The organism is Corticibacter populi (assembly GCF_004217315.1).
Classification (GTDB): domain Bacteria; phylum Pseudomonadota; class Gammaproteobacteria; order Burkholderiales; family Burkholderiaceae_C; genus Lampropedia; species Lampropedia populi.
In genome coordinates this window covers 144,991-159,186 of record NZ_SGWR01000003.1, presented here as the reverse complement: position 1 = coordinate 159,186, position 14,196 = coordinate 144,991, and the positions used below count along the sequence as shown (strand labels likewise).

The window sequence follows — 14,196 nt, the reverse complement described above, 5'->3', positions numbered from 1 at the left end:
TCAGCGCTCCTGCTTCTTCAGCAGCGCGATCGAGGCGCCAAGGATGATCGGGACCGCGAGCAGCATCGGCCACATGGAAGACACCAGATCCCCAAAGTCCAGCGCCTTGTTGAAGGCGCCGCGGCTGATGGTGAACATGTAGTTGGCCGGGTGGATCTCGCCGATCAGGCGGCCGACCCCTTCCAGGGAGGACACCGGATCGGACATGCCGCCGAACTTGGTGGCCGGGATGATGGTGCCGACCATCGCGATCAGCATCGCCGCAATCTGGCTCTTGGTCACGGCCGAGGCCAGCAGCCCCATGCCCGTGGCGCAGACGCAATAGATCAGCATCGCCAGCGTCAGCGCCAGCACGCTGCCGGTGACCGGCACGCCGAAGACGGTGACAGTCAGCAGAAGCATCAGCGCGAAGTTGATCATCGCGAGGCCCACGTAGGGAAGCTGCTTGCCCAGCAGGAACTCGGTGCGGGTCACCGGCGTCACGTAGAGGTTGATGATCGAGCCGATCTCCTTCTCCCGCACCACCGCCAGTGCCGTCAGCATCGCGGGCAGCATGAGCAGCAGCATCGGGATCACCGCGGGAACCATGGCGGGCAGGCTCTTGACGTCGGGGTTGTAGCGGTAGCGCCCCTGCACTGTGATTTCGCCTGTGCGCGTCGTCGTACTGGCCTGCATGCGGGCCTGGTCGGCCAGCCAGTGCTGGTGCATGCCGCGGATGTAGCCTTGCACCGTCTCGGCGCGCTGCGGCATGGAGCCGTCGAACCATGCGCCGATGGCGACTTGCTTGCCACGCTGCACATCGCGCGCGAACCCGTGCGGGATCTCGATCGCCAGTGCAAGCTCGCCGCTGCGCATGCGCCGGTCGATCTCCGCGTAGTCGGTGATCGCCGGCCGCTCGGTGAAGTAGCGCGAGCCCGACAACTCCAGGGCGTAGTTGCGGCTGAGCGTGGTCTGGTCGCGGTCGAGCACCGCGTAGCGCAGGTTGTTGACGTCGTTGCTGACGCCGAAGCCGATCACGATCAGCAGGATCAGCGAGCCGCCCAGCGCCAGCGTGGCGCGCACCCGGTCGCGTTGCAGTTCCAGCGTCTCGCGCCACAGGTAGCTGAGCATGCGCTGCAGGCTGAAGCCGGAGCGTCTGGGGATGGCGACATGAGTGAGGGATGCATCGGGTGTCTGCGACGCTGGTGCCTTCGCGTCCTCGTCGGGCTCGGGCGTGCCTCCGCCAGCCTCGACCAGGTAGCCGATGAAGGCCTCCTCCAGTGTCTGGGCACCACGCTTTTCGACCAGTCGCGCCGGCACGTCGCTGTCGAGCACCTTGCCTGCATGCATCATCGACATGCGGTCGCAGCGCTCGGCCTCGTTCATGAAGTGAGTGGAGATGAAGATCGTCACCCGGTCGCGCCGCGACAGTTCGATCAGCAGCCGCCAGAAGCTGTCGCGCGCGATCGGGTCCACGCCCGAGGTGGGCTCGTCCAGGATCAGCAGTTCCGGTTTGTGCACCATCGCCACGGCCAGCGACAGGCGCTGGCGCATGCCCAGCGGCATGCCGTCCGGCAACGCGTCTTGCGAGGCGTGCAGATCGAAGCGCGCGATCATCTCGTCCACCCGGGCCGGGATGTCGGCTTCGGGCACGTGGAACAGCCGCGCATGCAGCTCCAGGTTCTGGCGCACGGTCAGTTCACCGTACAGCGAGAACGCCTGCGACATGTAGCCCACCCGCCGGCGGGTATCCAGGTCCTTGGGATCGACTTCATGGCCGAACAGCCAGGCCCGGCCTTCGCTGGCCGGCAGCAGGCCCGTCAGCATCTTCATGGTGGTCGACTTGCCGCAACCGTTGGAGCCGAGGAAGCCGAAGATCTCGCCGCGGCGGATCCGGAAGGAGACGTTGTCGACCGCAACGAAGTCGCCGAAGCGCATCGTCAGGTCCTGCGCCTCGATGGCGATGTCGTCCTCGGGGGCGTCGAGCGGCGGAATCTCGACCGGCGCGTAGCCGCGCTTCTTTTCGTCCGGCAACAACTGGATGAAGGCCGCCTCCAGTGAATCGGTGCCGGTGCGGCCGAGCAGCTCGGCCGGGGTGCCCTTGTCGAGCACCTTGCCGTCGTCCATCGCCACCAGCCAGTCGAAGCGCTGAGCCTCGTCCATGTAGGCGGTGGCGACGATCACGCTCATGCCGGGGCGCTCGCGGCGAATGCGTGAGATGAGGTCCCAGAACTGCGAGCGGGCCAGCGGATCGACGCCGGTGGTCGGCTCATCGAGGATCAGCAGGTCAGGGTCGTGGATCAGGGAGCAGCACAGCCCTAGCTTCTGCTTCATCCCACCCGAGAGCTTGCCGGCCGGTCGGTCGAGGAAGGAATGCAGCCCGGTGGAGCGCGTCAGCGCGTCGATGCGCCGTCGCCGCTCGGCCGCATCGTGGCCGAACAGGCGGGCAAAGAACTGCAGGTTCTCCTCCACCGACAGGGTGGGATACAGATTCTTGCCCAAGCCTTGCGGCATGTAGGCGATGCGCGTGCACACCTGCTCACGGTGGCGCCGACTGCGCATGTCACCGCCCAGGGTTTCGATCGTGCCGCCCTGGACGGCGCGAGCGCCGGAGACCAGCGACAACAGGCTGGACTTGCCCACGCCGTCCGGGCCGATCAGGCCGACCATGCAGCCGGCCGGCACGTCCAGGTCGATGCCGGCCAGCGCCTCGAGCTTGCCGTAGTGCAGATGGACGCCCTGCAGGCGCACGACCGGCGACGCGGTGCCGTTGGCCATGCCTTACTCGGCCGCCGAGGTGGACAGCGCCTTCGGCCAGGCGGCGTCCGGGTCGAGCTTGATCCAGGCCACCCCCGGCACCCCGGTCTTGACCTGCTCCAGGTCGCGGCGCAGCAACTCGGGAGCGATCAGCGCGCGCACACGGAACATCAGCTTGGTGCGCTCGCTGGCCGTTTCGACCGTCTTGGGCGTGAACTGCGCCTGGCTGGCGATGAAGGAGACGGTGGCGGGGATGTAGGTGTCCGGGACGGCATCGAGCACGATGCGCACCTCGCTGCCCAGCGCGATGCGTCCGGCCGCGGTCTCGGGCACGAAGAAGGTCATGTAGACATCCGACAGGTCGAGCAGGTTGAGCACACGCCCACCGGCTCCGAGCACTTCGCCGGGTTGGGCGACGCGGAACTGGATGCGTCCGTCGCGGGGAGCGGTCAGGGCGCTGTCGTCGATGTCCGCTTGCACGCGTGCCAGGGTCGCCGTGGCGGCTTTGACTGAGGAGCGTGAGCCAACGAGTTGGGCGCGGGCCGCAGTGATGGCCGCTTGCGCCGCTGTGGACTGTGCCCTTGCGGCAGCAGCGGCGGCCTCCAGGCTATGCATGCTGGCGCGGTCGTCGTCGAGTTGCTGCGCTGACGCGGCACCGTCCTGGGCCAGTGTTCGGGTGCGGTCGAGTCGGCGCTTGGCCCCGTCCAGTTCAGCGACGCGCTGGACGACCAGCGCTTGCGCTGCGGCATGATCGCTTTCTCGCAGCGCGACTTGCGCCTCCATGGCGGAGACGGTTTGCTCGGACTGCTCTTGAAGCGCCAAGGCCTCGTCGCGCTGCGCGCGCAAGGTGTCCAGCTGCATGCGGGCCAACGGTTGACCAGCGGTGACGAAGTCGCCTTCACGCACGAGCAGTTCTTCAAGGCGGCCGGCCAGCTTGGTCGCCACATCGATTTCGGTGGCTTCGATACGACCATTGCCGCTGACGAAGCCCTCTCCGGGGGCGCTCGGCCTGAGCAGGACCCACGCAAAGTAGACAACGCTGACCAAGGCCGCCGAGAAAATAAGAAGCGCCAATTGCTTCTTGCGTACTGGATTCATATCAAAGGTTCATCCTTGGTCTGTCGCAACACATGCCGGATCGCGCGCAGTCGGAATGCCGCAGAACGTGCCTGCAGACATGCACGAGCGCAGACCTGCGCCACAACTGCGCGCTTGCCGATCTGAAGCAAGCGCGTCAATCGACGCGGTTGCCTCGCAGGTCCTGTTCGATCTGGCGATTGCGCCGCTGTGCCCAAGCGTCTCGTACGAAGGTGTAGTCGTCGATCGCGTCCCTGCGCATCTGGTCTGTCGGGAGCAATTGCGCGCGAACATCCACCATTTGCATGATCTGCAACTTGTCCGCCACGCTTGAGCTATCGATCTGGTTGATGACCGAAAGCTGCTGGTCGCCTAAGCCGCCCAGTGCGTCACGTACCGTGCGAGGGCCCATGATCGGCATCACCAGGTAGCGGGAGTCCCGCCAACCCCACGTCGCCAGTGTCTGACCCAGATCCTCGCCATCAGGCTTGGGCATGCCGATGTGCTTTGCCGGATCGAATACTCCGCCGATGCCGGCCGTGGAATTGACGACGAAACGACCGAGCGACTGGCCGGCGTCCCCTGGACGGCCCTGAAGCGCTTGGTTGATGGCGGTGGCGGGCAGGCGCAGATTGCTGAAAAAGCGCGACACGCCAGATTGCACGGGATCGGGTGTGATCTTGTCGTAGCCCACGGCCACCGGCCGGAGGACGAAGCGGTCCAGCACGTTGTTGAAGCTGTGCATCTTGCGGTTGAAACCTTCCCAGGGGTCGCGCACCGCTGGGGTGGCATACAGTGCCTCGGCTTCCTGCTCGGCCTGCGTCATCGCTTCGGGCGCGTTAGCGCTGGTCTGCGTCGTCTGGGTGGACGCGGCGACTGGGGACGCGATGGCATCCGCAGCCGTGCCGGTTGACGCGTTGGTGTCTGCGGAGAGCGGTGTGATGGCGACGGCGGCTGGTGGCGCCTCGACCGCGGATGCGGCCAGTGTCGCGGAGGTCGAGGGGGCGTCGCTCAGCCCGGCTGCCGGTGCTTGCTTCACAGCATTGCTGGCGCACGCGCTGGTGCCCAGCACGATCGCGGCCAGCACAAGGGATTGGATAGTCTTCATTCCGAGTTCTCCTGAGCCATAGGCAGCTAGTGCCCATGGCGGTGGGGTTGATGAGAGCGTCAGAAGCGGTAGGCGTAGCCGACTGCCAGCGTGGCTCCGGTGGCCTTGTCCACCAGCGGGCTGTCCTTGATGGAACTGCCGAAGCGCGTGGCGCCGACGTCCACGAACATCGAATGGTGGCGCGACGGCGAGTAGTCCATGCGCAGGCCGAACTGCACGTTCGTGGTGGCCTTGCCCTCATAGAAGGCCCGGTTGGCCAGGACCTCGGATTGCTGCACGCCGTAGTAGTAGTTGACGTACTTGTCGTCGACCCACTCTGCGGCCAGGCGCGGGGTGAAGCCGAACCTGCCGGCCGCGAATCGACGGTCGATCTGCACCTTGGCGCGCGTGCCCTTGCTGTTGCCCATGGCATCGGCCAGCACTTCACCGCTGAGGTTCGCGAAGCTGGTTTTCCAGGTCACAGCGCCGCCGGCCCAGAGGCTGGAATCGCGCTCTTCCATGCCGGTGAGGACGGGAGAATCCTTGGCCTCGTAGCCATCGCCGGCCCAGCGGGCGCGCAGGCGCAAGGAGAAGTTCTCCGTCGAGTAGGCCTTGAAGTCGAACGTGGGCACGGTGGCGCTGATCCACTTGCTTTCGTAGGAGATCAAGGGGAGCGGAAGCACTTCGCGGTCGAAGTCGCGGTAGGGCTTGTCGAGCACGACGGCGCCGATGCCCAGGGCTTGCCAGCCATGGCGGTCCTTGGCTTGGCTTTCCTGCGCGAAGGCAGCCGGTACCCCTGCGGTGGCGAGCGCCAGGGTGGCGAGGAGGCTCAGCTTGGACGAGGCCAGCGGATGACGAGAGTTCTTGTGTTGAGACATGGGGTGGTCCTTTCTGTGATGCGTTAGGGGGAAAGTCTCATTGCTCTTTACTGTTGGCCGCAGGCATGAATGGGCGTGGGCTCATTCCATGTCAGGCGGCCTGCTGGTCACCGCGGCGGGTCCCTGTTCGCAGTCATGCGCGCACGAGGCGAGTTCATGGATGCCCTCCTTGGGGGAAGGAAGTGCCGGAGGGCGTCGATCCGTTTGCTGCTCCATCCGCCAGATCGCTGGGCGAGCGGGCGTTCGTGAATCGCCGTGCGAACCATGTCTCGAAGTCGTGGACATAGCTGAACACCGCCGGCACGATGACCAGGCTCAACAGCGTCGACGTGATCAGGCCGCCGATCACGGCGATCGCCATGGGCTGGCGGAAGCTGGCGTCCGCACCGAAGCCGAGCGCGATCGGCAACATGCCGGCGATCATCGCGACGGTGGTCATGACGATGGGACGGGCGCGCTTGTGGCAGGCGTCGAGCAGGGCATCGATCACCGAGAGTCCGTGCTCGGTACGCGCCAGCACCGCGTACTCGACCAGCAGGATCGAGTTCTTGGTGACGATGCCCATCAGCATCACCAGGCCGATCATTGAAGGCACGTCGAGCTCGCTGCCCACCAGCAGCAGCGCAATGAAGGCACCGCCCAGGGACAGTGGGATCGCCGACAGGATCGTGATCGGCTGGAAGAAGTCCTTGAACAGCAGGATCAGCACGCAGAACATGCACAGGATGCCGGTCACGATCGCCAGCGCCAGGCCGGATGACAGCTCTGCGGCCACTTCGGCGTCGCCCGCCTGCATCAGCGAGACGCCCGGGGCCATGTTCTGTACCGAAGGCAGCGCACTGGCGATGGCCAGGGTTTCGCCCAGCGAGCGGGTGCCCAGGTCGGCGGTCACGGTGACGTAGCGCTGGCGGTCGTAGCGGTCGATCTGTGCCGGGCCGCTCTCCACGGCGAAGGTCGCCACGCTGGAGAGCGGGACCAGGCCATCGCGCGACGCCACGCGCAGGCCGGACAACGCGGCGATGTCCTGGCGCACGCTGTCGGGCACGCGCACCCGGATGCCGATCTGGCGGTTGTCCAGATTGAGCTTGGACAGCTGGGAGTCGAAATCGCCGCTGGTGGCCGTACGCATCAGCTCGCCGATGGCGGCACTGCTCACGCCGTGTTCGGCTGCCCGGTTGAGATCCGGCCGTACCACGATCTCGGGGCGCTCCAGGCTGGCCGTGCTGCGCACACCGGACAGGCCGGCCGCCCGGAGTTCCCGGGTGAAAGCATCCACGGCGGTCCTGAGCGCGCCGGCGTTGTCGCTGGCGAGGATCATTTGCAGCTGCTCGCCAGAGCCGCCGCCGACGGTGAAGCGCGCACCGGGGATCTTCTCCAGCGCATCACGCACGGTCTGTTCGATCTCGGACTGGACGGCGCGCTCCTTGCGATCGGTCAGCACCAGCGTGAGCTCGCCCTTGCGCACGTCGCTCACCTGCGCATCGCTGCCGCTCTCGGCGGCCCCGACCGTGGTGAAGACGCTCCGCACGCCGGGCAACTGGCTCACCACCGCGCGTACCCGCTCGGCCGTGGCCACGGTGTCATTGAGGGCGCTGCCCGGTGCCAGCTCCAGCGTCACCGTGGTGAAGCCCCGATCCGACGGGGGTACCAGCCCCGTGGGGATGAAGGGCAGCAGCGCCATCGAGCCGACGAAGAAGGCCGCAGCCGCGGCCATGGTCTTGCCGCGATGGTGCAGACTCCAGTCCACCACCCGCAGGTAACGGCGCATCAAGGGGCCGTCCTGCTCGTTGGCCGCGTGCGTGCCGGGCTTGAGCAGCTTGGCGGCCATGATGGGGGTGATCAGGCGCGCCACCATCAGCGAGGCGAGCACGGCGATGACCGCGGTCCAGCCGAACTGCTTGAAGAACAGGCCCGGTACGCCGCCCATGAGCGTGGTGGGCACGAACACCACCACCAGGGTCGCCGTGGTGGCGATCACCGCCAGCGCGATCTCGTTGACCGCATCGGCCGTGGCCTGCATGATCGGCTTGCCCATGCGCCGGTGTCGCTCGATGTTCTCGACTTCGACGATGGCGTCGTCCACCAGGATGCCGACGACCACCGCCAGCGCCAGCAGCGTGAGGGTGTTGAGCGAGTAGCCCAGCCACCACATCGCAGCGAAGGCGGGCAGGATCGACAGCGGCAGCGCCGAGGCGGCGACCAGCGTGGCGCGCCAGTCGCGCAGGAACAGCCAGACCACCAGTACGGCCAGGAGCGCGCCCTCGTAGAGCATCGCCATCGAACCCTGGAACTGTTCGAGCGTGTAGGCCACGCTGCCCGAGATCGGGGTGATCCGCAGGGACGTGTGCTCGGCCTGGAGCTGTTGGAGTGCCTCGGCCACCCCTTCGGCGATGCGGGTTTCGTCGAAGCCCTTGGTGCGCTGGATGCTGAAGCCGATGACGGGCTTGCCGTCCAGAAGCGCCGCCTGGTTGCGTTCGGCGGCGGTGTCATGCACCGAGGCGACCTGATCCAGGCGCACCTTGCTCCCGGTGGCGAGAATGACCGGCATGGCGCGCAGTTCGTCGGCCCGTCGCACCGTGGCCACGGTGCGCAGCGACTGCTCTTCGCCACCCAGTTGGCCGCGTCCGCCCGAGGAATCCTGCTGGGTGCGGCGCAACGCGCGCGAGACGTCGGCTGCGGTGACGCCCAACGCATTCATCTGCACCGGGTCGACGTCGACCCGGATCTCGCGCTGCACGCCGCCCAGCCGCTTCACCCCACCCACGCCCGGCACGTTGAACAAGGTCTTGCTCAACGTGTCGTCCACGAACCAGGACAGCGCGACTTCGTCCATGGTTTCGGAACTGACCGAATAGGTCAGGATGGGGCTGCTGCTGACCGTCTGGGCACTGACGGCTGGCTGTAGCAGATCCGTCGGCAGATCCGAACGCACCCGGTCGACGGCATCCTTGGTCTCGATCAGCGCATCGGACAGCGGCTTCTCCAGCTCGAACTCGGCCTGGATATGGACTTGGCCATCGGTGATCGTGGTTCGCGTGTGGCGCAGTCCGCTGAGCGTGGCGATGGAATCCTCCACCTTGCGTGCCACCTCGGTTTCAAGCTGGGCCGGCGCAGCGCCGGGCTGGGACAGCGTCACGTTGACCGAGGGCAGGTCCATGTCCGGCAGGGCCTGGATCGGCAACTGCCGGAAGCCGTACAAGCCTGCCAGCGTCAGCAGCATGAACAGCAGGACGGCCGGGATGGGGTTGCGCAGGGACCAGGTGGCGAAGTTCATCGCTCCCCTCCCGCCGGCGCGGAGGCCGATGCCTCGCTCGGATCCGGCTCGACCCGCACGGTGTCGCCATCGGCCAGCAGGCCGGCCCCCTGGGCAACGATGCGTTCACCGCCGGTAAGTGCGTCCAGGATCTCGACCTCGGTGCCTTGGCGACGGCCCACCGTCACCGACTGGGCCTGGACCTTGGATTCCTTTCCCGTGCTTTCCAGGCGAAAGACGATGCTGCGCCCGTCGCGCACCACCACGCTCGATGCCGGAACCACCCGGGCCGCGCTGGACGCGAGCGCGATGCGGCCATCGACGTACATGCCGCCGCGCGCCAGGCTTCCGGGCTCGATGTCCGCATACACCAGCCCCAGCCGCGAGCGCGTGTCCAGAAGCGGCGCGATCTGACGTACGCGGGCCTTGGCGAACTGACCCTCGGGCAGTTGCAGGGTGACGTCCTGGCCGACGGCGATGCCGGCGATCTGCGTAGCGGTGAATTCGCCGCGCCATTCCAGCCGCCCCTGGCGCACCAGGCGGAACAGCTCCTGGCCGTTGTTGGCGACCGCACCCAGCGTGGCGGTGCGGTCGCTGATCACGCCATCATCCGGCGCGACCACGTCGGCCTGGCGCAGTTGCAGCCGCTTGGCCTCCAGTTGGGCCTGCGCGGCCGCCACCTGGGCCTTGGCGGTGATGGCTTCGGTAACGTAGCGCTGCACCTCCTGCTCGCTGATGCCGCCGCTGCCCTGGAGCTGGAGCGCGCGCGCACGGTTGGCATCCGCCTGTGCCGCCACGCCTTGCGCTTGTGTGAGCGCAGCCAATAGCTGCGCCTCTTCGGCGCGCAGCGTGGACGTGTCGAAGCGAGCCAGGAGTTGGCCGCGCCGCACCACGTCACCGACCGCGACCTCGAGCCGGGCGATGCTCAGCCCGGAGGTCTGTGCGCCGATGATGGCTTCCTGCCAGGGAGCGACCACGCCGCTGGCCTCGATGGTTCTGGCCCACTGTGCTTCGCGCGGGACCGTGGCCGTCACCGACAGTGAAGCCAGGCTGTGCGCCGGGGCCGGCGGGGCGGCGCGCGACATGAAGCCCCAGGCGGCGGCACCGAGCACCAACAGGGCGGCGCCCGCCAGGACGAAGGTGATCCGGCGGCGCCGCAATGCCGCTGCGGACGCGGCGAGCTTCGGAGATGGCATGGACGTTGTCATGACAGCGCCCCACCAGGCGTGGCCGCGCTGGCGTGGCCGGAGGCGCGCACCAGGGCGATCCAGGCACGATTGCTGTCGTGTGCAGCGGCGATGGCGCTGTCTTGAGCGTCGGCCAGCTGGCGACGCGCATCTTCGACCTCGAACAAACTCACGGCACCGACGTTCCAGCGCGCCTGCGTCGCGTCCAGCACGCGCTGCGCGGCGGTGACGGCGTCCAGCGTGCTGCGCCGGCGCGCAGTGGCCGATTCGATGGCGGCCATGGCGTTCTCGACGTCCTGTGCAGCGGCGCGAACCGCCAGGCGCAGGTTGGCCTCGGCGGCGCGATGGCGGGCTTGGGCGGCCGAGACATTGGCGGCACCGCGGCCGCCGTCGAAGACAGGAGCGCCAAGCGTCGGGCCGAGAGACCAGACGGTCTCGCTCAGGGACTGGCCGGCGGCCCGTAACCACTGCCCGCTGAGCGCAGCCGCCAGATTGAGCCGGGGCAGGCGCTCGGCGCGCGCGACCGCGATCTCCGACCACGCCGCGGCCGCTTCGCGTTCGGCGGCGACGACGGCCGGGTGGGCTGCGAGGACCGTAGCCGGCAACGCCAGTTGCACGACTGGCGCAGACGGGATGGCCGTGACCCGCTGCGCCACGCTGACCGCCTGCGTGTCCACGGCCACCACCGCTTGTACAGTGCCGCGTGGCTGACCGGTGATGGCAACCAATGCGTTGATGTGGCGTGCGCAGGCTTCCTGGCGCGTGGCCAGCGTTGTGCGCGCGGTGGCCAGGCCGCTTTGCGCCCGAGCCTCTTCAATGGGGGCGACGAAGCCGGTTTCCAGCCGCCGGCGGGTCAGCGCCAGTGTGTTTTCGCGCGAGTCGATTTCCTCGTGCAACACGGCGATGGACAACTCGCAGGCGCGCAAGGCCAGCACCAAGTCGCCGATCTGTGAGGTCAGCGCCAGCCGGGCTGCCTTGGCGTCCGCATCGCGTGCCTGGATCCGCAGCGCGCCGGCCTCGACCGAGTTGCGCACCCGGCCGAAAAGATCGATCTCCCAGGACAGCTCGGGCCCGATGCCGTTCTGCGTACTCAGGATCGTGCCCGTGGGGCTGTCGGTCTCCAGGCTGCGGGCCCGCGTGGCATAGCCGTTGACAGCCACCGAGGGCATGCGCTGCGCCGAGGTGGCACCGAGCAAGGCACGCGCCTCGTCGACCTTGGCGATGGCTTGCGCGATGCTGGGGCTGTCGGCCAGTGCAGCGTCCACCAGAACATCGATCGCGGGGTCGTTGAGCTGGCGCCACCAGGACTCATCGCTGGGCGTGGCCAGCGCCGCCTCCGCAGCAGGCATGGTCCAGGCCTCGGGCGCCTCCAGAGGCGTCGCCTGGTATGGCCCTTGGGTCGCGCACCCCGTCAGCATCGCCAGCAACAGCATGGCCAGACCACGCGACCCACCGTCCAGCAGCGCGTCGGCACCGAACAGGCCTGTCCGGCGGCCCAGATATTGCGACGCGGCGACCCCCAGGTCTCGGCGATACGAGTGGGGTGCGGACCCGGACTGCCAGCGCGGGGTACGCTGCAGGCAGGTCAGGGACGGTCGCGTACCCGGGCTTGGCTTGCAATCCAGCATGAATCGTTCCGATCTCGTGGCGCGTCGAGACGACGCGCCTGCAAGAGCGGATACTGCCCAAGCGGATTTAGGGGATTTTTAGAGTTATTAGGAATTTTTTAAGAAAAGGGCCGTTCAGCGAAAAAAAGTGAACGACATGGACGTCGCGTGCCCGATATCACGCCACACCACGCAATTCCGCGGAAGGACGAAGCTCCGCCGGACGCCATAGCATCGGCTGGATCAGCCTGGGCTGCGTGGCTCGACGATGCCGGGGAAAATGACACGCACCATGAGCCCGCGGTCTTCCAGGCCGGTGCCGGTGTGGATGGTGGCGTTGTGGGACTCGGCAATGCCTGCGACCAGCGACAGGCCGATGCCGCTACCGCGCACGGGGGTGCCCGCGACCCGGTGGAAGCGCTCGAAGATGGCCTCGCGCTGTTCGGCCGGAACGCCCGGGCCATCATCCGCCACTTCCAGGTAGACCATGGGCTGCGTCGGTTCGCTCCCCTGTGGCGTCAGGTAGCCACAGCGCACGAGCACGTTGCCGCCCTCGCTGGTGTAGCGCATGGCGTTGTGCATGAGGTTGCGCAGCAGGATGCCGATCTCATCGATGTCGCAGGAGATTTTGCAGGCATGCACATCCAGGAAGAGCGAACGCTGGTTGAGGCTGGCATAGACCTCGAACTCCTGGGCAACGTGCTGCACCAGCTTGCTCAGATCGGCTGGTACGTGCTTGGGGGCCTTGGCGCCTGCATTGATGCTGGCCAGATCGAGCAACTGCTCGGACAGCCGCGTGCTGCGCTTGGCGACGACCAGCAGCTTCCTCAGGGCGGCATCTTTGTCTTGAGGATCGGTGGCTCGCAGTGCGATTTCGGCCTGGGCCTGCAAGGCCGACAACGGTGTGCGCAGCTCATGGGCGGCATCGCCAATGAAGCGGCGCTCGCCTTCGATGGCCTCGTCGAGTTGCTTGAGGACGTGGTTGAAAGAGTCGACCAATGGATGCAACTCCCGCGGCAGCCGATCCAGTGGCAAGGCGGTGAAATCGAAGCGGCGGCGGTGGCGCATCGCCGCGCCGAGCGCGCGCACGGGTTTGAGGGCAGCCTGGCTGACGAACCACATGACAAGACCCGCGATGACGAGCAGGACCGTTGCCAGGGCCAGTGCATGGGCCGCCTCGTGGCGCATGTCCGCATCGACGATGCTCTGCAGATTGCCCACTTGGACGGTCACTCGCCCCGTGCTGTCGGTTGCGGAATAGACGCGCCATTTCTGATTCTCGACCTCGGTGGAGGCCGCACCATCGGAGAAGTCAGGCTGGAGCGGCGACGCAGGTGCCCCTGGCGTGCTGGCAACCATGCGGCTGCGGTCGATCCAGATCTGAAACACAAGAGGCTCATGTTTGGTGCCCGCGGCTGCGCCCAGCTTGAGTCCCGGGCCGGCTCCTCCGTCGAAATCGCTGTCGGCGGGGATCGTCACCAGGAGCTGGGTGGCCATCGCGCCGAGCTTTTCGTCCCAAGTGCTGGTGCGGTTGAGCGAGAGTTGCGTGAGCACGATCCCGAGCACCACCGTCCAGCACAGGGCGATGACTGCGACAATCACCAGGATGAGTTGCGCGTTGAAGGAGCGCGACTTCATGCGGTCGGCTGCCCGATGACATAGCCCAGCCCATGGACGGTCCGGATCAGATCGTCTCCGAGCTTGCGTCGCAACTGGTGGATGAACACCGCGATGGTATTGCTCTCGACATTGCTCGATGTGCCGTAGACGACATCGTGCAGATGGTCGCGTGTGACGACATGACCAGGCCGCTCGACCAGGGCAAGCAGCGTACGGTACTCGTGGGCACTGAGGACGACTTCGGTGCCGGCCTTGGTGACGACGCGCTTGCTGCGATCGATGCGGATGTCCCCATACGTGAACACCGGGACGACACGTCCCTGGCTGCGGCGGATGACCGAACGCACGCGCGCCCAAAGTTCATCGAACTGGAACGGTTTGATCAGATAGTCGTCAGCGCCGGCATCCAGGCCGACGATGCGCTCGCTCAGCTGGCCGCGCGCGGTGAGGATCAGCACCGGCGTGGCGTCGTAACGCCCACGCATGGATCGCAGCACGGACAGCCCGGATTCCCCCGGAAGACCGATGTCCAGCAGGACGGCGGCGTAGGCGTGATCCACCAACGCGCTACGCGCTGCATTTGCGTCGCCGACGTAGTCGATGTTCCATCCACTTTGGCGCGCACCATCGCAAATGGACTCGCCCAGCATTTGGTCATCTTCAACAAGGAGGAGATTCATGTCATATCGATCCATGCCTGAGTAGCGTTTAACGAATCATGCAGCAAGCTCGTTAATAAATTTTTAATATG

The 14,196-nt window shown here is 66.8% G+C and carries 9 protein-coding genes; all 9 read right to left on the bottom strand.

Going from position 1 to position 14,196, the window contains the following annotated elements; genetic code table 11:
* Window positions 1-2,757 (bottom strand): ribosome-associated ATPase/putative transporter RbbA, encoded by a 2,757-nt coding sequence (gene rbbA, locus EV687_RS11590; protein WP_122228625.1) that lies wholly within the window; start codon window positions 2,755-2,757, stop codon window positions 1-3.
* A 3-nt stretch (window positions 2,758-2,760) separates the two neighbouring features.
* Window positions 2,761-3,834, bottom strand: coding sequence for an HlyD family secretion protein (locus tag EV687_RS11585; RefSeq protein WP_122228628.1), 1,074 nt, complete (start codon window positions 3,832-3,834; stop codon window positions 2,761-2,763).
* Between the two features lie 136 nt (window positions 3,835-3,970).
* Window positions 3,971-4,921, bottom strand: a complete 951-nt coding sequence (locus EV687_RS11580; RefSeq protein ID WP_122228631.1) for an MlaA family lipoprotein — start codon at window positions 4,919-4,921, stop codon at window positions 3,971-3,973.
* 59 nt (window positions 4,922-4,980) lie between these two features.
* Window positions 4,981-5,778, bottom strand: a complete 798-nt coding sequence (locus tag EV687_RS11575; RefSeq protein WP_122228634.1) for a MipA/OmpV family protein — start codon at window positions 5,776-5,778, stop codon at window positions 4,981-4,983.
* A gap of 154 nt (window positions 5,779-5,932) precedes the next feature.
* Window positions 5,933-9,052 carry an efflux RND transporter permease subunit gene (locus tag EV687_RS11570; protein ID WP_122228638.1) on the bottom strand — a complete coding sequence of 1,040 codons (3,120 nt, stop codon included), beginning with the start codon at window positions 9,050-9,052 and terminating at the stop codon, window positions 5,933-5,935.
* Window positions 9,049-10,227: an efflux RND transporter periplasmic adaptor subunit gene (locus EV687_RS11565; protein WP_122228641.1), complete on the bottom strand. Its 1,179-nt coding sequence runs from the start codon at window positions 10,225-10,227 to the stop codon at window positions 9,049-9,051. The genes EV687_RS11570 and EV687_RS11565 overlap by 4 nt, the downstream gene beginning before the upstream one ends.
* Before the next feature lie 8 nt (window positions 10,228-10,235).
* Entirely contained in the window at window positions 10,236-11,846 is a 1,611-nt protein-coding gene (locus tag EV687_RS11560) for an efflux transporter outer membrane subunit (RefSeq protein ID WP_242612603.1), read from the bottom strand.
* A 222-nt stretch (window positions 11,847-12,068) separates the two neighbouring features.
* Window positions 12,069-13,463, bottom strand: a complete 1,395-nt coding sequence (locus EV687_RS11555; protein ID WP_122228644.1) for a sensor histidine kinase — start codon at window positions 13,461-13,463, stop codon at window positions 12,069-12,071.
* Complete coding sequence (locus EV687_RS11550; RefSeq protein ID WP_122228646.1) at window positions 13,460-14,125, bottom strand: response regulator transcription factor; 666 nt, start codon at window positions 14,123-14,125, stop codon at window positions 13,460-13,462. Before EV687_RS11550 ends, EV687_RS11555 begins: the two co-directional genes overlap by 4 nt.
* Between the last annotated feature and the right edge of the window lie 71 nt (window positions 14,126-14,196).